Origin of the sequence: Rhizobium sp. L1K21, assembly GCF_024055895.1 — a bacterium.
Lineage (GTDB): Bacteria > Pseudomonadota > Alphaproteobacteria > Rhizobiales > Rhizobiaceae > Ensifer_A.
The window spans coordinates 56549-76662 of record NZ_JAMXLE010000001.1 but is presented as its reverse complement, the minus strand read 5'-3'; the positions used below and the strand labels follow the sequence as shown (position 1 = coordinate 76662).

15 protein-coding genes are annotated in these 20114 nt (G+C 57.5%); 7 read left to right on the top strand and 8 right to left on the bottom strand.

Features of this window, described 5'->3' with window-relative positions; all coding sequences use genetic code 11:
- Nucleotides 1-6: 6 nt before the first annotated feature.
- A complete protein-coding gene (locus NHF56_RS00335) occupies nucleotides 7-1248 on the bottom strand; it encodes a caspase family protein (RefSeq protein ID WP_252800525.1) in 1242 nt (413 codons plus the stop codon).
- Nucleotides 1249-1427: 179 nt separating this feature from the next.
- On the opposite strand from NHF56_RS00335, the gene NHF56_RS00330 reads away from it, so the two are divergent.
- Entirely contained in the window at nucleotides 1428-2102 is a 675-nt protein-coding gene (locus tag NHF56_RS00330; RefSeq protein ID WP_252800524.1) for an OmpA family protein, read from the top strand.
- 15 nt (nucleotides 2103-2117) lie between these two features.
- On the opposite strand, the gene NHF56_RS00325 is transcribed toward NHF56_RS00330, so the two are convergent.
- From NHF56_RS00325 to NHF56_RS00310, 4 genes are all read right to left on the bottom strand, one after another.
- Nucleotides 2118-3566: an SH3 domain-containing protein gene (locus NHF56_RS00325; RefSeq protein WP_252800523.1), complete on the bottom strand. Its 1449-nt coding sequence runs from the start codon at nucleotides 3564-3566 to the stop codon at nucleotides 2118-2120.
- 58 nt (nucleotides 3567-3624) lie between these two features.
- Nucleotides 3625-7650, bottom strand: coding sequence for a CHAT domain-containing protein (locus NHF56_RS00320; protein WP_252800522.1), 4026 nt, complete (start codon nucleotides 7648-7650; stop codon nucleotides 3625-3627).
- 158 nt (nucleotides 7651-7808) lie between these two features.
- A complete protein-coding gene (locus NHF56_RS20975; protein WP_252800521.1) occupies nucleotides 7809-11006 on the bottom strand; it encodes a c-type cytochrome in 3198 nt (1065 codons plus the stop codon).
- A gap of 37 nt (nucleotides 11007-11043) precedes the next feature.
- On the bottom strand, nucleotides 11044-12303 hold the full coding sequence (locus NHF56_RS00310) for a ferric reductase-like transmembrane domain-containing protein (protein WP_252800520.1): 1260 nt from the start codon (nucleotides 12301-12303) through the stop codon (nucleotides 11044-11046).
- Between the two features lie 151 nt (nucleotides 12304-12454).
- Between NHF56_RS00310 and NHF56_RS00305 the strand changes: the two genes are divergently transcribed.
- Complete coding sequence (locus tag NHF56_RS00305) at nucleotides 12455-13171, top strand: OmpA family protein (RefSeq protein WP_252800518.1); 717 nt, start codon at nucleotides 12455-12457, stop codon at nucleotides 13169-13171.
- Here the strand turns inward: NHF56_RS00305 and NHF56_RS00300 are convergent.
- The 3 genes from NHF56_RS00300 to phnF all read right to left on the bottom strand — a co-directional run bounded on the left by NHF56_RS00300 (nucleotide 13168) and on the right by phnF (nucleotide 16167).
- Nucleotides 13168-13857 carry a M15 family metallopeptidase gene (locus NHF56_RS00300; protein ID WP_252800516.1) on the bottom strand — a complete coding sequence of 230 codons (690 nt, stop codon included), beginning with the start codon at nucleotides 13855-13857 and terminating at the stop codon, nucleotides 13168-13170. The genes NHF56_RS00305 and NHF56_RS00300 overlap by 4 nt on opposite strands.
- Complete coding sequence (locus NHF56_RS00295; RefSeq protein WP_252800514.1) at nucleotides 13857-15299, bottom strand: caspase family protein; 1443 nt, start codon at nucleotides 15297-15299, stop codon at nucleotides 13857-13859. Before NHF56_RS00295 ends, NHF56_RS00300 begins: the two co-directional genes overlap by 1 nt.
- Nucleotides 15300-15411: 112 nt before the next feature.
- On the bottom strand, nucleotides 15412-16167 hold the full coding sequence (gene phnF, locus NHF56_RS00290) for a phosphonate metabolism transcriptional regulator PhnF (protein WP_252800512.1): 756 nt from the start codon (nucleotides 16165-16167) through the stop codon (nucleotides 15412-15414).
- 92 nt (nucleotides 16168-16259) lie between these two features.
- On the opposite strand from phnF, the gene phnG reads away from it, so the two are divergent.
- From phnG to phnK, 5 genes are read left to right on the top strand one after another with little or no spacing between them, the layout of a single operon-like run.
- Nucleotides 16260-16727, top strand: a complete 468-nt coding sequence (gene phnG, locus NHF56_RS00285) for a phosphonate C-P lyase system protein PhnG (RefSeq protein WP_252800510.1) — start codon at nucleotides 16260-16262, stop codon at nucleotides 16725-16727.
- A complete protein-coding gene (gene phnH / locus NHF56_RS00280; RefSeq protein ID WP_252800508.1) occupies nucleotides 16727-17335 on the top strand; it encodes a phosphonate C-P lyase system protein PhnH in 609 nt (202 codons plus the stop codon). Before phnG ends, phnH begins: the two co-directional genes overlap by 1 nt.
- Nucleotides 17336-17338: 3 nt before the next feature.
- Nucleotides 17339-18451, top strand: coding sequence for a carbon-phosphorus lyase complex subunit PhnI (locus NHF56_RS00275; RefSeq protein ID WP_252800507.1), 1113 nt, complete (start codon nucleotides 17339-17341; stop codon nucleotides 18449-18451).
- Nucleotides 18448-19338, top strand: coding sequence for an alpha-D-ribose 1-methylphosphonate 5-phosphate C-P-lyase PhnJ (locus NHF56_RS00270; RefSeq protein WP_252800506.1), 891 nt, complete (start codon nucleotides 18448-18450; stop codon nucleotides 19336-19338). Before NHF56_RS00275 ends, NHF56_RS00270 begins: the two co-directional genes overlap by 4 nt.
- Complete coding sequence (gene phnK, locus NHF56_RS00265) at nucleotides 19335-20111, top strand: phosphonate C-P lyase system protein PhnK (protein WP_252800505.1); 777 nt, start codon at nucleotides 19335-19337, stop codon at nucleotides 20109-20111. The genes NHF56_RS00270 and phnK overlap by 4 nt, the downstream gene beginning before the upstream one ends.
- Nucleotides 20112-20114 lie beyond the last annotated feature (3 nt).

Below are 20114 nucleotides of genomic sequence, written 5' to 3'. Positions count from 1 at the left end.
CGGCCCCTATTTGATGATCACGTCCGCAAAGCTGTAGGGCACGGGCGAAGCGCCAGCCAGCAAAAGGCTGCCTTCCAGCTCCCCCTTTTCCAGGCCTTCGCTCAAAGAACGCAAGAGTTCAACGCGCGCCGACCTATCATCCGGCAGGCCCTGGTTCAGACACATGAGGCCGAGGAAGTTACGTCCACGCTCGTCCTGCTCCTGAACGATAAGGCCATAACGCGAGCCGGGTGAAATTTCATAGCGAACACGCTGCCCGCCCGCCTGTTCGGTTTTGAAAAACTGTGCCGGAATAGGGGTCACCTTGCGCGTGGGCGAAATCGCCAGAAAAATCGGAGAGCAGGCCTCAGGCAGGTCGGCAAAGAGGGAAATCTCTTCTCCCGTGCCGACTTCCGACGGATAGGCGGAAAGCAGAACCGGCTGCGCTGCCGCGGCGACGGTCGGTGCGGGTGCAGGCGCGCTGACAGACTGTGCGCCATCACCGGGCTTGAAATAAAACTCCGCCTGCATCTGCGACAACTGCTGCGGCCGCTGACTGCGGCCCGTCTCGGCGATCACATCGCGCGTCACCCGCTTCATCAGCACCGAGACCTCGACGCCGGGCGTCGGCAGGTTCTTCGCCAGCGCCCGCGCAAAGGGCGAATTGCCATGCGCGCCATCCGAGGCCACCGTGTTCGGCAAGGTGGCGAAAGTTATCAGCATATCACCTTTCGCCCGGACAACGGCCAGACCGCGCGTAACTTGCACGTCGCGTCCACTTGCGCTTTCCTGCTCCAGAAGCGTTTCGGCAAACGGATTATTCCGGCACGCATCCAGAAAGACCAGGCCGATAGGCGCTTTTTCGATAATATCGAGAAAAGACTGAAGCCGGATGGTTTCGCGTTCGATCGCCGTTGCCGTCTGAAGCTCGGCATCCACGGGAATGAGATAGTTTTCACCATCCTTCTGAATACCATGACCGGCATAATAGAAGGCCACAACGTCGATCGAACTGATCCGCGCGGCCAGATCATCGAGTGCAGCACCCAGCGCATCTTCATTGGCGTCGAAAATGGTGTGCACCTCGAAGTCGAGCTTTTGAAGCGTGTCGGCAATCAGCCGCGCATCGTTGCCCGCATTCGGCAGTCTCCCCACTTTGGCGTAGGCGCTGTTGCCGATGACAAGCGCATAGCGATTTTCCGCGTGAACTCCGCTTGCGCCGATGAAAAACAGCAAAAGCGGCAAAAGCAAACGCAAGGAACTCATCATCTGGCACCACTCCATTACAAATGCATCAAGACCGGCGTTCGAAAGCGCGCTTTCAATTCAACTGGACGTGATCCATTCAATTTTTTAACATACATTTTGAAATCTAGAACGTTAAAGGACAACCGTTTTATTCTCCAATGGATAGGATAATCGGCAAGTTCCAGTTGGATGGTTACATCATGAACAAGTTCAGAAACATCGTTTTGGCCGCCGTCTTCGGTTTTTCAGCCTCTGTCTCGCACCAGGCTTTCGCCCAATCCATAATCTCGCTCGACCAGTTGGGCGATGACATATCGGATAAGCCGAAGGCTGCGGCGGCTGCACCCGCCGCCTCCAGCCTGGAAAACTGCCTTTTGGGCGGCAATGGCTGCTCTGATGGAGCCTCCAAGTCCTCAAGCGCCATCAGCCTGGACGATGTGGTCAACATCGGAATCATCGACCACGAAGAAGCCGCCGCAATCAAGGCGAAAAAAGCAGAGAGCGGTCAGACAGCCAGCGCCGAACCCCTGCCCTCCATCGATATGGAGATATTGTTCGACTATAACTCGGCAAATATCAGACCCGACCAATATCCAAAGCTTCTGGAGCTCGCCCGCGTTCTCAACGGCGACAAATTCGCCGATTTCCGCTTCATGTTCCTCGGCCACACAGATGCCAAGGGCAGCCAGGACTACAACATGGCGCTCTCGGCCAGGCGCGCCCAGGCCGTTGCCGATTTCATTCGCGGCGAAGAAAACTTTTCCGAACGGCGCGTGCTGGTCAGCGGTGCCGGCTCCAGCCGCCTGAAAGACGTCTCCGACCCGTTCGGCGAACAGAACCGGCGGGTTCAGTTGGTTCTGATACCCGCGAGCTGATCTTGGAAACTGGCGCTAACCGCCATCTTCCCACGCAAATTTCATCCTGACGAAGCGCGCGCTGACCCAGCCTTCCTGCCCGTCTGTCTTTCCCTTCAGCCAGACGGCCTGATTGTCATCGGTGACGGCGCAGTCGAGCAAATCCAGTTCTGCGCCAGCGCCCAGCGCACCAATCGTATTGCTCTTCAAGCTCGGTGCATCGCGCATATTCACGCCGTCCAGAACAACGGCTTTCGGGGTTTCAGCATAACCCTGCCCATCCAGAATATACTGGCTGCCGGTAAATCGTCCCATCTGGCACGAATTGACGTCGGCAAGAAGTGCCGTCGTTGCAAAGCTGGAGACCTCGGCATCCGTTGCGCACCATTCCCAGGTAGTCTCCGCCTGCTTGTCAATGCACGAGATCGGCTCGCGCGTCACATTCATCAGCAAATTCCCAGCTGGCGTCAAGCCGATCAGGCACGTCTCACCCGAGCCGAAAGATGCCATGAGTGGGCCGCCACCCTTCTCCTCAAAAAGAGCCTTCGCCATTTTTTTCGCAGGGGGCAAAACGCCATAATCCTCGGTGACAATAGTCAACGGTTCCTGGGATATTTCCAGAAGATGTGTGCACATGGCCTCAACTTCGCTCATCGGCAAAGCCGTTGCGCTCAGCGCGTCAGAAAGGCCACCATAAGCCACGGGAATGAAACCCAGATTATAGGCCCGATCACTGGCCTCGGCATAAAAGAAGCTTTCCGAGGTGCGGTGTTTCAGTGCTTCCTGCAAAAGCTCCGGCGGGCTTGTTTCATCGATAATGATCGACAGATATGCCGCAACGATATCGTAGGTGAGATCCATGATAGCATTCACCTGCGCCTGCTGCGTACCCATATTCTCAGGCACCGCACCCATGTGGAAGCCCACGCGCCCGCCAACTTCGATAAAGCGTGCGCTGTCGGAATCATTGAGCATGCGACGGTGCGAGGAAAGCGCGAAGATAAGCGAGCATGCCGAAAGGCAACTATCGCCCTTCAGAACATAAGATCCCATAAAAGACGGATCCTGACTGGCGAGGTTTTCACCAAGCCACTTTCCAATCGCGATGCCTTCCAGAAAATTGCCGCCGGGACTGTCAAGCACCAGAAGCCACGGATAGGCTTGAACCTCCTCATAGGTTTTCTCCACAAAGGCGTCCAATTTTGCAGCATCGCCCTTTTCGATGACGCCGGAGAGGGTGATGATCCTGTATCCGGGATCATCTCCACCGGGCTCATGGTCATTTGGCCTTTCGAGGCCGGCTCTGTTCGCGGGAAGATCAAACCGGGGATCATCAGCGTAGTACGCAGGCCGATAAATCGCGCGAAGGCCGTTGATGTGACCCGCCAAATCCTGCCGAAGCTCGAACTCTGCAGCTGTCACACCAACCGGCACCCACAGAAGACCGGTCAGCAAGCCCAAAACCAGACGCACATATTTCTTCATCTTTGTCTCCCGGCCACCCATAACTCGGTGCCTTACGCTAAAAAATACGACAACACGATCAGCCGGGCTGACCGACAAGGACGAACGGAGCCCAGTAAGACGGCTCCGACCACTGCGGATGTTCGCTGTCCTCCATCATCGCAAGCATCGCCTCGCGTAGTGCCTCTGTCGGCCTTTTGGCTTGGTCTTCTGCCGCACGTTTGAAGGTCTCAGTCATCAGCTCAACCGTCGCATCGCTGGCAACTGACCAATGCGACACAAGCATCGACCGTGCCCCGGCATAAAAGAAGGAGCGCGCTAGACCTGAAAGCGCATCAGCACCCGTATTGTCGCCCGCCGCAGTGTTGCAGGCCGAAAGCACCACCCACTTTGCATTGAGCTTCAACCGTGCAATTTCAGACGAGGTCAAAAGTCCGTCGTCATCTGGTGTCGGCTCCTTCGGCAGAGACAGAACCAGTGCCGGTTCCGCGCCATCCTTCACCACCTGGGCTGCCTCACCGGCAACCAGTCCATGGGTGGCAAAATAGACGACCTCATAGTCATCGAGCTTGTCGTTTTTGACAGCCGTTTCCGAAGCCGCCGACCCAAGCACAAGATCGGCTTCATCGGCGTTCAGGCTGGCGGCAACCATTCGCAACTCGTCTGCCGTTTCCGGCAAGGCGGCCAGCGCATTGGACAACAGTCCAACATCGGCCAGTCCACGCTTGAAATAGGCCGCATAGCCACGATCTGCGGAAACTGCGGTCGCGTCGGCAGTCTCAAGGCTGAACACCGGATCACCGTAACCGCGCATGGGCTTGGCGGCGCTTGAAGCAGTGTAAGCGCTTTCGCGCAGCAGCTTCAGGCTGGAAGCAGACGGCAGAACGGAAATGGCATGGTCCCGGATCAGCCAACGCACATCGCCATTTTCCATACCCTCCGGGTTTTCACTGATGAGAACCTGCGGTGGCAGCGAAGAAATGGCGCCATTGAGTACGAACAGAATGTGCTTGCGCTCCTTCAGGAGATCGCCAGCAGGCCCAAGCAGGGTCTTGTAAAGCGCGAAGGCGGCCTGTTTGTCGAAACTGGTCTCGCTGTTGGTCTCAAAGGCAAGCCCGGCCCTCAGCATTTCGACAGCTTTGGCAACATCACCATGCTCCGTCTCCAGCGCATAACCGGAGATCCGGTCTTTCGTGACAGCATAGACATAGTCATCGCCATCAAACGGGCCTTTGGCGATATCAATCATCACCAGCGCCTCATCGGCTTGAAGCAGCGACTGCAATGTCTCGACCGTTATCGCATTTCCGCCCTCGAGTTCTGAAAATTCCGGAAACTGCGTGCTGATTTTTTGCTGAATGACGGCAATCTTGTCCTGGGTCTCGCGATAGCGGCCACGCAGAAAATCCGCCTTCTCGAGGCTGAAACTCTCCGCAGGCTGCGCGCGTTCCGCACCAATGTCTTCGTCAAGCTTGGCCAGATCGGCTTCCAGGTCCTGTTTCTGACGGATCAAATCAGCCAAAGCGCCAGTGCCAGCGGCAGCACGGGCAGCGAGGCTGTCGACTGCCCCGGCGACCGAACTTGTCGTTTTTCGCTGCAGGAAAACGAAGCCTTCCTTGAGTGTGTCTTCCGACTGGTTCGGCCCTCCGACAACGAGCGGCATAAAGCTCTGACGACGCGCCCTGTTGGCCTCCGCAGCTGGCCGCAAAACGGCAAGCGCACCTTCATAATCTCCCGATTTGCGCATGGTGTCGGACAAACCGTTGCGCGTCAGGCTCTTCTCGTTCGCGCCGTAGGCCGCCTTTTCGATTTCAAGAACATCTTCGTAATGCGCCTTGCTCTCATCCAACTTGCCTTGGAAATATTCAAGGCGGGCGAGCCCCTGAAGCGCCGTCGAATAGTAAGGGTGGCGTTTACCGAAATGTTCGGCCATCGCCGCAACAGCCGCAGTCTGCAACGTTTGGGCCTCATCATAGTGGCCGCGGCTCATGAGGTGCGAGGCAAAATTATGGCTGACCCGCGCTGTGCTGAGGTTGTTGTCACCATAAACGGTTTTCATCGTTTGCAACGCGTCGCGAAACAGCGTCTCGGCCTCTTCATCCTTGGTTCGATCGCTCAGGACATTGGCCAAAGCCGCTTTGGTCGCCGCAACTTCGGGTGCACCTTCAGCATAGACCGTGGACTCTGTTTCCAGCACCCGGCGATAAAGCGCTTCAGCCTCCTCCAGCTTTCCGCCTTGCTGTGCACTGATCGCCAAATCCTTCAGTGCAGACGAAACAAGCTCCTCGCGCTTTTCTGTTGCATGATCGGCGATCTCGGCCACTTCGCGTAAAATCTCGGCCTGTTGCTCAGGTCGGCCCAGCCGCGCGGCAGCCTGCCCGATGGTGCGCAGGCAGGGAATGCGATTGGACGACATCTTGCCTTCCAGCCGTTCAAACATGTCACAGGCCCTGGATGCCAGCTTTTCAGCCTCTTCATATTTCGTCAGGCTGGCATAAACATGCGCCGCCTGCGTCAAACTCGCGGCGAAGCCGACCGTGTCCCCGCCCTGCAGCTTTTCCTGGATCACCAGCGCGTGATCAATCGCCGCTTCAGCCGCCCGATAGTCCGACATTTCAATCAGGCCGCGGCTTTGCACCATCAGACCAAGCGCATATTGAGCGCTTTCTTCTCCATAAACCGTCTTGCGAATAGCCAGAGCACGGTCTTCAAGTGTCCGCGCCTTGTCAAATTCCAATTGCTCGATAGCCACGAGGCTGAGGCTCTCAAGTGCGTATTGAACCTTGGGATGATCCGGTCCGACCGCCTTTTCATAAATGGCAAGTGTTCTCTCAAGCGTCGACTTCGCCGCTTCGAAATCGGATTGCTGCAACTGCGCCTCCGACAGGTTCAACAGCGCATCGCCCACCATGAGATTGTCCGCACCAAAGGCTGCCGAGCGCAGCTCTGCGGTCTGGGTGAAAAGCGCAACCTGCTCTTCCGGCTTCATTTTCTGCTTTTGCAGCGCCAGACCAACGCCATACAGTGCGTTGGCGATACGTGGGTCCTTGTCGCCATAAAGCGTGGTCTGCATGTCAAGAGCATCGCGGACAACCGGCAAAGCCGCTTCCGGTTTCTCGTTTTCAAGGAGAACATTGCCATAATCCAGCGTCACCGCCGCCACCAATTCCTTTGGCGCTTCGGCGGTCTTGGCAAAAACGGCAACAGCCTTCTCGAGCAAAGGCTCAGCTGCCGCAAAATCCTGCATCTGAATATTGATCTGCGCAAGGCGGTAGATGCTCTGCGCAGTTGCCGGGTGCTCTATCCCATGCGCCTTTTCGTTAATGCTGACAGCCTTTGCAAAAGACGTCTTGGCGCCCGCCAGATCCTTTTGCCCCGCATGGATCGCGCCGATCAGATTGGCCGCATCGGCAAGCGCCTCGTGATCAGGACCGAGCGCCGGCTCAAGCAGCCCGGGGATCTGTTCAGCCGCCGCAAGCGCCTCATCAAATTTACCCTGCTGATAGGCCGCAATGGCTTCCTTGCGCAGCCCATTTGCCTTCTCGAGATCAGCCTTGGGGCCTCCGGCCGGAGCGGCGGCTGGTGCCTTGCTGAGGGCCTCGTAGCAGGCAATTGCCCCATTTGTTGCTGCCCGGGTTCCCTTCAGCGTCAAGGTCAACAGCGTCTTGCCGCCGGACCTGATCGCAAGGTTGGATGAATGGGCAATCTGCTCGCGGAATTCGCCCCCGCCATAGGTACCCAAAATGCCCTGCCGGCCACTAAAGGCCACACCCATGAAGGTGTTCGTCCATTCGGTCTTGCCATCGAAGAGCAGCTTGACCTCATGCGGTTGGCCTGGCGCAAAAGATGACAGGGCCGGGCTCAACACCAGCATGGAAAGCCTTTTGTCCTCGTGCGAAATTCCAAGCACGAAAGACGTATTCCCGGCTTGCGCCTGCTCGGCAACGCACCCGCCAAACTGTTGATTCCAGTAAATCTGCCAATCGCCCGCATCCTCCCATTCACGATCGGGCTGCATCGTCGTTTCTGCGGCGGAAAGCAGCGGTGAAAACATCAGGACAGATGCAAACAACGTTACGCCTAGAAACGTGGATTGAAATTTCATAGCTGGTAGCCCCCCTGGAATCGTTCTTGTGTGATCGCCTTGTTTCCGAAAACCCACCATCGGTGGGAGGCGCGTTGCAGGCGCCCTGGAGCGCTCTGCAACCGCCCGGTTCGAAGGCGTCCCCTTCCCTCGAACCTGCAACCGGTCTGGCAATACCGTTACTCGTGCTCTCTCACATTGAAAGAAAGCATATTGATCGCAGCCAGACTTGGCTCCTTGGCCGATTGGAGAACAGCCTTGGCGTTGTTCTCAAACATCTTCACTGCGAGCCCCCGTTTTGGTGGCTGGAATGAACTGGCGATGATTGCCCTTGCCTCTTCAGCGCTCATGCGACTGGACCCAAGGCCGCCAACCTTACAATTCAACACAAGCGTTTCGTCCTCAGCCGGCGTGTCGAAAACAAGTTCGCCGACCGATGCGTCCGGGATCGTGCGCGGCACGCCGGGCTGCAGGAAGGGGTCGCCTATCATCGCCTGCGGGATCAGTTCCACATTGCCGTCGGCTTCAACATAGAGGATCTGCAACTCGCAAGCCTGATTGGCAACAACATCGAAGGTCAGCCGTTCGCCCACAAGCACGTTGGTCTTGTCGACCATGATGCTCAGCTTGAGTGCAGCAGCAGTGCCCGGCGTCGCATCATAACCGTCATCTCGGTAGGATGCGGTCTTGTAGAGCGGCAATTGTGCGCTTGCCAACAATTCCGGCTCCGCCCCCTGAAGGCGCAGGGGCTCCAGGTTCATCACCGCCTTGACGAGGTTGGGAAACTGATCCTCAACCTCGGAGCGGGAAACCTTGATCCCGGCCTCAAGCTGATTGATCCAGTCGATGGCAACGGCGCGCGACATGGGATCACGAACCCGCTGGATGGCCTCCTTGAATTCGTCCAATGTCATGTCGAACTCAGCCGCCAGCATGTTTTCGTCCATGTCCGCTTCATAGAAGTCGGCAAACCAGGTGATGATTTCCTCTCCACCTGCACCGCTGATGCTCTTGAGGCTGCCGTCAGGTGCCTTTTCAGTGGCGTTGATTTTCGAAAGCGCCGAGATGAACAGGTCCCGGTCCTCGGCATAGGCTTTGTCAAGCTCGATCTGGTCCACATACATGCGCAGCAGCGTTTCGCGTTGATCGAGATTGAAGAGCGTCGAGCTTTCGATGTGTGTGCGCAACTGATCCCGCTTGGCAATCGTGCCATCTGCGTGGCAAGTCATGCAGGAGCGCCCATTGATGATCTCGACACCCTTGCCGATCGGCCGCTGGCGGAAAGACACCACGGTGGTCGGCCCACGATCAATGCGCTTGCCGACGCCGTCAGTGAGATAATAACCCTGCAAACCGTTGGGCAACGTGAAGAGCATTTCCCCGCCATCATGCGTGAAAGGCTCCAGCCCATCCGGCAATTGGCCGATGTCACGCGGTCCGTGCGGATGCAGTTTCAGGCTGTGAATGCCGCTGCTGCCAATAAAGTCGTAGGACTTCCAGTAATAGCCGGAAAGACTGTCATGACGTTCAAGCAGGCGGTTATGGTCGGAAACACCGGAGAAGCCCTCCGTGAAGGCTCCACGGATCACCTTCAGGTCATGAATGTTGCGGGCCGCATCCACACCGATCCTGCGCTCCAGCGCTTCCACATTATCAGGCAGGTCGAGAAGAACGGCATAAATTTCCGGTCGCGAGGCATTGGCCATAAACCAGTCAGCCCGAATGATGGGCAGTCGCGTTGTCGTTTCCCGTGCCAGCGTCGTGAGCGATGGATCATTCTCCGGAGCATAACCATAGGGGTAATCGGCAACGAGCTGGTCCCATTGGCTTTCACTCCATTTGAAGTCGCGAATGTCGACGCGCAAAACGCGATCGCCAGTCCCCTCGACGGGTTGCGGATTAACGACCCGCTCCCCAAGAGAAACGGAATTCACCAACTTGCGGAAACCGGCCTGGAAAAGGTCCAGCCTGCGGGCGAAATCCGCTTCGCTTTCGCACGGGAATACGCCGTTATAAAGCTGTTGGAAGCTGAAATAGCGGATGAAGGGACGGTCACGTTCGTCAATATCGGTAAGATCACGAAGCGCATTTTCCACGTGGCTCCGCCATCCGATAATGGGACGATTGCGCGGGGGTGGCGCGACTTTCGCGGAAACCTGCGCCCGATCCAGCCCGTCGATCCACGCGCCCAAAGCTTCGATCTCATCTGCCGACGGTTTCGTGCCATAAGGCATGCGACCGCTTGAAACGCTGGTGAACAGCAGCGAAGAGGCCCGGTTGCCCGGTGTGACGAAGGCGGGATTGCGGGCAATGGAATTCAAGTCGCCTGCCGGAAACGAACCTTCATTGCTCTCGCCAAGACCATGGCAATTGCGGCAATAGCGCCCGACAAAATCATCCGCCTTGGCGGCAACATCGGAATCAAGGGTCAACGGCTGCGCCGACGCCTGGCTGCAGCTTGCCTGGGCAATATCCGGCGTCTTCTGAGGGCGACCCGAAAGGTAGGCCAGAATGGCGCGCCGGTCATCCTGGGTCAGTGTCTTGTAGCCTTCCAGCATCGCGCGCTTGAGCGGCGACGTGACCGGGCTGCCGGAGAGCTTCTGCTCCTTGTCGATGAAGTTCGTCACGAAGACGCTCGCATCACCGAGCCCAGCCATCTTGCTGACCGAGATGTCGGGTGCCACCTCTCCATCGACACCCTTGTTGCCCGAAAGCGCGTTTTCTTCGTCAAGGCCATAGGTCAGTGTTCTGGGCGTATGGCATTCGCCGCATGCGCCAACATTTTCGACGAGATAGCGCCCCCGGCTCATCTGCGAACCATCGCCCGGCTGGAAGGCCGGCGTATCAAAATTCGCCATCTTCCAGGCGCTGATGGAACTGTCGAGATTGTAGGGGAAGGAAACCTCGTGCCGTTTGGAAGGGCTATCCGAAGGCTTGAGGGTTTCGATGTATGCCTTGATGTCCAGCACATCCTCGGGCTTCATCCCCGCATAGGCGTTGTAGGGAAAGACCGGATAGTAATTGCGTCCATCCGGTGCGGTGCCATTGATGACCGCGTTCAGATATTGCGCATTCGACCACCCGCCCGTACCGCTGGAGCTTGCCGTGATATTGGGCACGAAGAACTTGCCGACATAAGTCTCGATTTCACGGCCGCCCGAAAGCAGCGTCAGATCCTCGCCGGAGGCATGACAGGCCAGACAGCCGGCGGCCTTGGCCATATATTCGCCATTGGCAACATTCGGCTCATAGGTTGAAAATGCATCATCTGAAAAGGCATCGCGCGCCTGAGCCGATCCTGAAACGGCAAGAAGCAGCACCAGGGCAGCCGTGGCGAAACCCCCTATCTCGGCAAAGCGAATGCTTTTTTTCTTCACGATCATCACCCCTGAATCTGCCGTCCCCCGGCAATTTCTATCTGAATTCAAATTGCTCAAATTCGACCCGCGCCGGGCCGTGCTTCATCGATATCAAACCCTTGACGAGCGACTGGCGCATAATATTCGGTCCGCAGAAAAAGAAATGACAATCCTTGGGCGCAACCGCACTCGCCTCGACCAGTTTTTTCGCATCAAGCCGGCCATCCTCTTTCGAGCTATGCAGCGAAAAGTGAAAATTCTTCAGCTCTTTTGCCAGGGCAAAAAGACGCTCGTCCTCGATCGCTTCGTCCTTCTCACGCACACAGTGGAACAGATGAACATCGATATCGGGCCGGCTGCGAAGCGCGTCCGCCATTGCGATGAATGGCGTAATGCCGATGCCGCCGGCAAGCCAAACCTGACGCGGGCCACCCTTTTCAAAATTAAAACGCCCATGCCCGCCTTCGATCAACAGTTCGTCTCCGACCTCGATCCTTTCACGCAGCTTTCGGGTGAAGTCGCCAAGCGGCTTGATGGCAAAGCTTATCTCGCCCTTGCCCCCACCATGCTTTGCAATGGTGAAAGGATGCGGTTCGCCAAGCCCGCTTTTCCTTGCCGCCAGAAAGGCAAATTGTCCGGGTTTGGCCGCAATGGAGCCTTTGATGGGCTCTGCCGAGACAACGGTTGCCGATGGCGTGCGGACAACGGATGTGACCCGATAGCGTTTCTTCCGCAAAAACGGCCTGATCTGCACATAAACGTAACCGACAATACCGAGCGCTGCGAAAATATTGAGATAGATCGCCAGAAACGCATTGCCGTCAAAGGGCCGCTTGATGAAATTGAAGTGAAAGACGATCAGGATGAAGAACAATCCGATGAACCGGTGTGTAAACCGCCAGAGATGATAGGGAAACTCGAATTTGGTCTTTGGGATGCGCTTGATGATGCTGAATGCGATGAGAGCGACCAATCCGTAAAAGCCGATTTCGCCCACGGTGCCGGCAACCTCGTTCAGACCTGAAGTCAATATGAGACCGCTGAAGTTCGGCGTGACGAAATAATGCACGAGAATGAGAACAAACGCCAGGATACCGAGACGTTTGTGGGTCTGGTACATGCGGTCCAGACCGCCGAAGGCGCTTTCCAGAAAGCGTGGCCGAACAGCCAGAAACTGATTGAGCCCCATTGCGACAAAAGCGGTCGATGCCGCGGCGATGGAAAGCCAGGTTGCAAGCCCGGTGTGGCTGGCTGCGGGAATAGATAAGATCACCGCCATCAGACAGAGCAGCGTTACCAAGATATTACCAGACATATGCCCCCTAGCGCTCTTGTCCTCTTAACCCGCCGCCCCAGCGGTTTATACCACATTTAATAGACGATTATTAAGTTATGCCCATGCGAAGAATAAAGGCAACCCGGTTTCAGCTTTGTGACAGGCGATGTGTTCGGGAGCGCCGACAGACTTGCTTATTTGGCAAAATCCGCTTTATCTTGGCACCATCTGTGGCTTGGAGCGGATGGGGTTTGACGTGGCAGGATATGTGAAAAATTGGAAGCGCGATGTTGCTTGCGCTGTGCTGATCTCAACTTTTGCTTGTCTGCAGTTGCACACGGCATCCAACGCGCAATCCCTTGAGAAAAACGATGTCATCAACAAGCTCGCTCCCGAGGCAAAGAAGCCCCCGACCCGCGGACTGACACTCGGAAAAGCTGTGCCGGCAGAAGGCAGTACCAGCCTGTCGAAGAGCGACGCAGAATATCTGGGAACGCTGCCCAAGCGCGGCCTTTCGGTGCGGATGAAACAGCAGGTCGCCGAGATCATGGACCATTCAAACCTTCCATCGATCAATATCGAAATCGGCTTCAACTACGATTCGGCGGAGATTACGCCCCAATCGATCCCCGATCTCAACACGCTGGGCGAGGCGCTGATCAATCCGCGGCTCGCCGATGCCCGACTGCTGTTGAACGGACACACCGACGCGGTGGGTAGCGACGAATACAATATGGACCTGTCGGAGCGCCGGGCAGACGCCGTGCGCCACTATCTGATTTCCCATTTCGGCATCAGCGAACACCGTCTCATCGCGATCGGTTTTGGCGAAGAGCGACTGAAAAACCGCAGCCATCCCGACGCAGCAGAAAACCGCCGCGTCGAAGTCGTCAACGTTAGCGGTTAGCGAAGGGGCTGCGCCCGCGTCACCGGAAAATCGAAATACTGGCCCTTGAATGAGGGCCGGCGATAGCTGAAGTGCCACCATTCCTGGGCGTAATTGCCAAATCCGTGACGCGCCATGACATCGACCAATATGGCGCGATTTTTCCGCGCCTCGGCGCTGATTTTGGATGAATGCGTCCAGCTCAGCGGGCTGAAAAAGTCGAAGCGGGTTCCCATCTCGATTGGCTGTCTGCTGTTCAAGTTTATCAGGGTCAGGTCCACGGCATCGCCACTGGAATGGCCGGATCGCGCGGCGATGTAGCCTTTTTCGAACAGCTTGCTTGCCGCAATATCGGGATGATAACCTGGGTTCGTATCATGATTGCCTTTCGCCCATTTCATGAAATAGGAAACCGCTTTTTTGGGCCGGTAGCAGTCATAGACAAGCAATCCGAACCCTTGCGCCCGAAGCTCAGTCTGGACCGCCCCGAGTGCACGCGCCGCAGGGCTGGCCAGGATGCACTCCCCGGCCAAATAACCAGGCACCTTTCCGCCGGTGAAATTCTCTTCTCCCGCGTAGCGAATATCCTGCGCAATCGAGGGGTCGATGTTTTTCAGATAGGAGAATCCGCGCGGCAAGTCATCGGCCTGGGCGTTCTGGCCAATGACAAAAAACACGATGAGCAGCAGCAGATGCAGCGGCGACATCACTCAAACCGCAATTCGCTGATGGCCGTGTCTTTGTATTTGGACCCGCGATAGACGGAGCCGATTTCCAGCATGATCCAGCTCACATCGTTCAATGGCGGCAGATCGAGCCGCTGCCAGTCTGAATTGTCATGCAGCGTAATTGTCTGACTGTAGCCGGATGACGTCGCAACCAGCAATTCGCGAACGCGCCCGTTCTTGGCAAAGATGTCGCCATTTTTGGCATAACCGTTAACCAGGCGTATGCCGTTGATTGTCTTCGGGCTGTCGAAACTGATCAGCACCGACTGACCTATACCATCGCCCGCAACGCCTTCCACCCAGGCAGTGCGCAACTGGTTGTCGCCGAGATTGACACCGCCATAACGGTTTCCATATTGCGGGTCCAGCACGGAGGTTGCGCAAAGCTCTCCACTTAATGTGCCAAGCGTTGCGTAGGCGCAACTGGCAAACGGTCGGTCGGGTTTCGTAGCGGCCTTGGAAAGCGCGGCGAGTTTAAGTTTAAAAAGAGCGTCATTTGCCCGCGACAGGTAAGATACATCGGCATCCGGGAAGCGGCTTAAGAAGGCACTCCATGCTGCCTGCGAGCCCTCCCGTCGCGCCGCCTCGAAAGCCTGTGAAACCGGAGATTCCGAAACCTGCGGCGCAGCGGGTACGACCTGCTGACGACCTTGGTCTGAAGCGTCTTGCCTGAAATAGAAGTCGCCGGTGATAGAGCTTGTCTCCCAGGGCACCTGCTCCTCCTCCGTCAGCTGCAGCACGCGCTGCCGGGCGCGCTTGAAAACCGTTTCGATTGGCTCTCCTGCGCCTTCGTTGATCGCCTGGGTGAGCGAGAGCGTATAGGGGCTGTTGCCGCCGCTGCCATCGCTGGCCACATCGCCCGGTGCCGTTGCATAGGCAATCCAGGTTCCTTTGGGAGCCTGAACCGGTGCCAGGCCGCGAGAGACCGCCCGAAAGGAGCGCGCAAACGGATTGTTCCGGCAGGCATCCAGTATGACGATATTGATCCGGCTCTGCGACGAATTCATCACCTGCAGAAAGCTGTTGACGTTGATCGTCTCCAGATCAACCTCGTCTTCGCTGGTAATCGTGGCATCCACAGGAACAAGGTAGTTCTCGCCTTTGATCTGCACGCCATGGCCGGCATAGTAGAAAAGACTGGCCTCTGTTTCCTCGTCCCGCATCTGGCGGCCGAAATCAAGGAGCGCTTTTTTCATTGTGCGATAATCGGCATCAATGAGCTTTGTGACAGCAAAACCCGATTGCTCCAAAGTGCCCGCCATCAGAGCTGCATCATTCTTCGGATTGGTAAGCTGCGATGTATTCTTGTAATCGGAATTGCCGACGACGAGCGCAATGCGTGCCGCCGCAAAGCTCTCAACGGTCCCGGAACATGTCAGCAATGCTGCAAGCATCGTCAGCCAGAGAACAGTTCTGCTCATAATTGCGCCCCAAAAAACCAACCCCGTCTGCTAGATAAAACGGGCAAGGAAGAGTTTCGTCAATGGCTGCAGCAAGCTGCGGGACCGATTCAGCCGATCGCTTTGCGTCCAGTCATCCTTCGAACCCCACGCGCAAGCTCACCCGGTCTGAGGCAAACCGGGTCTTGGAAAACTGGATCGCATTGCCCTGAAGGTCGTTGTTGACGGCCAGCGTCTCGAGAACGATGGCACCCGGCGCAAGTTTGAGCCAACGGCGCTCATCCTCATCGGCATGGCGGGCCGTGATTTCCGTGGAGGCGCGCACATAATCCTCCACCCCACAGGCCCGGAACGCCTTTGTAATCGACCGCTCCCGCCTGAAATGAAGATCGATTTCGCCAAAACGCGGTGTGGGAAAATGGTGCCGTCCGACCGACACCGGAATGCCATCGACGAGACTTACCGTTTCCAGCACCAGGCAGGTTGATCCGTTCTCAAGATTCAACGCCTCGCAGACGTCGGTGGCAGCCGGCGCAAGCGTGCTCGACACGAAACTCATTTCAAGCCGCGTTGCCTGATCGGAAAGCCCTGACGAAAAACGCGTGCGCCGCGAGATGGGAACCTTGAGCCGCATGTTGCGGATGATGCGGGTCCCCCGCCCCGGACTGGCCTCTACAACACCTTCGCTGGCAAGGGCGGCTATTGCGGCACGAACCGTGTGACGGTTAACGCCAAACCGTTCTGCTAGCGCCATTTCGCCCGGCAGCTTGCCCTCCCCGCCAAATTCGCCGCCGTTAATCGCGGCGCGCAATTCGTCGGCAATCTGCCGCCAGACGGCAACCCCGCTCTTCCGGTCTATCACCCGGCCGGCCTTCGGCAATGCACTCATTTTCTCGGTCCTGTCACCGTTCTGTCACCTGCTGATGCTATCCATACATCAAGGGTTTAAATGTCTATATAAATAGACAAAGGAATGTACAAATGCAAACGCAAAATGCGCTTCCGGAAACGCCGGATCAAACGCGAAAGCGGACAATTGAAGTCCTCGCCCATGCCAGCCTCGGCAGGCTGAAGCAATTTTTTGCAGACTTGGACGAGCAACCGGAATTCCAGATGATGCGCGGTCCGGAAACGGGTCTGGTGATGATCCGCGGACGCATGGGCGGAACGGGCTCCGTGTTCAATCTGGGCGAGGCGACCGCCACCCGCGCAACCGTGCGGCTGACCACCGGCGAGATTGGCCATGGCTACCGGCTCGGCGGCGACCGTGATGCGGTGCGGCTTTCGGCAGTGATTGACGCGCTTGGCACGAGAGACGCGTTCAAGCCGAAGGTTTCCCGTTTCGTGGAAGAAACCGAAGCGACCATCAAAAGCCGGGAAGACAAACAGCGCGCTGAGACCGCCGCGACCCGCGTGAACTTCTTCACCATGGTCAGAGGAGACGATTGATGGCCCTTGCCAATGCTTCACTCGACGGCGGCTTTCAGGATGCCGTATTCGAAAGCCAGGCCGTATTTCGCGGCCTGATGGACGCCATGTCCCGTCCCGGCACGATCCAGACGCTTGAAACTCCGGCAAAGGCGCCGGGCGCACTTTCGGCTGCCCAATCTGCGATACTGCTTTGCCTGGCAGACCCCGATACGTCCGTTTGGCTTTCGCCTTCCCTGTATGCGCAGGACGCTTTGGGCTGGATCAGCTTTCACAGCGGTGCGCCGGTTACCCACTCGATGTCAAATGCAAATTTTGCCTTTCTGGGGCTTGGCGAAGCACTGCCCGATTTTCTCGGATTTGCCAACGGCACGCAGGAATATCCGGATCGCTCGACCACGATCATCATTGAACTGCCCGCACTGACAGGCGGGCAGGCGCTGGTTGCAGCCGGTCCAGGTATTGAGAACGAAATCGACATGAGCCCTTCCGGCCTGCCGGACAATTTCGTCCGCCGATGGTCCGCCAATCACGGCCTCTTCCCGCGCGGCGTCGATTTGATCTTCACCTGCGGCAGCACCGTCATGTGCCTGCCACGCTCAACCCAGCTGAAACAAAGGGAGGTCTAAGACATGTATGTTGCTGTCAAGGGTGGCGAAGCCGCCATCTCCAACGCCCACCGTCTGCTGGCCGACCGCCGCCGGGGCGACAGAAATCTCCCCGCCATTAGCGTTGAACAGATCGTCGCCCAGCTTGCCCTGTCTGTAGACCGGATCATGGCCGAGGCCTCGCTTTACGACAAAACACTGGCCGCATTGGCCATGCGCCAGGCGCGCGGCGACATGATCGAGGCGATCTTCATTCTGCGCGCCTACCGCACGACACTGCCGCGCTTCGGCTATTCGAACCCGATCAACACCGGGGAAATGCTGGTGGAGCGTCGCATTTCGGCAACGTACAAGGATTTGCCCGGCGGTCAGCTGTTGGGCCCGACCTTTGACTACACCCATCGCCTGCTCGACCCGGATCTGCTGAACGATAGCCCGGTCGAAGAGCCAATAACAGCCGAAACGGGCCATGAGCCCATCATGCGGGTTGCCGATATTCTGGCTGGCGAAAGCTTGATCGAAATGGAAGAGCCGGGCGAAGAAGAGACGACACCTGGAGACATCACCCGCGAGCCACTGGAGTTTCCGCTTGGCCGCGACGAACGCCTGCAGGCCCTGGCCCGCGGCGATGAAGGTTTCCTGCTGGCGCTCGGTTATTCCACCCAGCGCGGCTATGCCCGCTCCCACCCGTTTGCCGGTGAAATCCGCATCGGCCTCGTGGATGTCGAGGTTGATATTCCCGAACTCGGCTTCGCGGTTTCCATCGGTAAGGTGCAGATCACTGAATGCCAGATGGTGAACCAGTTCAAGGGCTCGGCAAAGCAGCCGCCACAGTTTACCCGCGGCTACGGTCTCGTCTTCGGTCAGTCCGAGCGCAAGGCCATGGCCATGTCGCTGGTCGATCGGGCACTGCGAGCAAGCGAATTCGGCGAGGACATCACCGCGCCCGCCCAGGACGAGGAATTCGTGATTTCGCATTCCGACAACGTGCAGGCCACCGGCTTCGTCGAGCACCTGAAGCTGCCGCACTATGTCGACTTCCAGGCAGAACTCGATCTCGTTCGCCGCATGCGGGCCGAATATGAGGCAACCCAAACCGGCACCGCTACAACCGAACACAAGGAGGCTGCGGAATGACCAGCGCCGGCAATCTCGCAACCTATAACTTCGCCTATCTGGACGAGCAGACCAAGCGGATGATCCGCCGCGCAATCCTGAAGGCCATCGCGATCCCCGGATATCAGGTTCCCTTCGCCTCCCGCGAAATGCCCATGCCCTATGGCTGGGGTACGGGCGGCGTGCAGGTCACCGCCTCCATTCTCGGCCCGGACGACACTCTGAAAGTGATAGACCAGGGTGCCGACGATACCACCAATGCCGTTTCCATCCGTGCGTTCTTTCAGAAGGTCGCGAATGTGAAGGTCACGACCAAGACCGGTGAGGCCACCGTGATCCAGACCCGTCACCGCATACCCGAGGAGCCGCTGACCGAGGGTCAGGTTCTCGTCTATCAGGTGCCGATTCCCGAACCCTTGCGCTTTCTCGAGCCGCGCGAAACCGAGACGCGCAAGATGCATGCGCTGGAAGAATATGGCCTCATGCATGTCAAACTTTACGAGGACATTGCCCGCAACGGCCATATCGCCACCACCTATGCCTATCCGGTCAAGGTTGGCGAGCGCTATGTGATGGACCCCTCGCCCATCCCCAAATTCGACAATCCGAAAATGCATCGATCGCAGGCATTGCAGCTCTTCGGCGCCGGCCGCGAGAAGCGTATCTACGCCATACCGCCGCATACCGAAGTGGTCAGCCTGGATTTCGAAGACTACCCGTTCGAGATCCAGAAATTCGAAAAACCCTGTGCGCTTTGCGGTGCCGAGAATGTCTACCTCGATGAAGTGGTGCTGGATGACAAGGGCGGTCGCATGTTCGTCTGCTCCGATACCGATCACTGCGAAGATCGCCGCAATGCAGGCCATGTCGGCGAATTGGGTGTGGCCCAGACGGAGGCAGCAGAATGAACAGTCAACCGCTTTTGAAGGTCAGCGACCTCTCCAAATTCTATGGTGGCCGCATTGGCTGCACCAAGGTCAGTTTCGACCTATGGCCGGGTGAAGTCTTGGCCATTGTCGGCGAATCCGGCTCCGGCAAGACGACGCTTCTCAATTGCGTTTCAACGCGCCTCACGGCCGATGTCGGCTCGGTGGAATACCGTATGCGGGATGGTCAGTTTCGCAATCTTGCCACCATGGCAGAGGCCGAGCGCCGGTTTCTGATGCGCACCGATTGGGGCTTTGTACACCAGAATCCGGCTGACGGCCTGCGCATGACCGTCTCGGCCGGTGCCAATGTCGGCGAACGGCTGATGGCCATTGGTGACCGACACTACGGCCAGATCCGCGAAACGGCAGGTGATTGGCTCTCTCGTGTGGAAATCGGTCTCGATCGTATTGATGATCAGCCGCGCGCCTTTTCAGGCGGCATGCGCCAACGCCTGCAGATTGCCCGCAATTTGGTCACCGCACCGCGGCTGGTTTTCATGGACGAGCCGACTGGCGGCCTGGATGTATCCGTTCAGGCCCGCCTGCTCGATCTCATTCGCGGCCTTGTGCAGGATTTGGGGCTTGCTGCCATCGTCGTCACCCATGACCTGGCAGTCGCGCGTCTCCTGTCCCACCGCATGATGGTGATGAAGGACGGACAGGTCATCGAACACGGCCTGACAGACCGCGTGCTTGATGATCCGCGCGAACCCTACACCCAGCTCCTCGTGTCCTCCATCCTGCAAGTGTGAGAA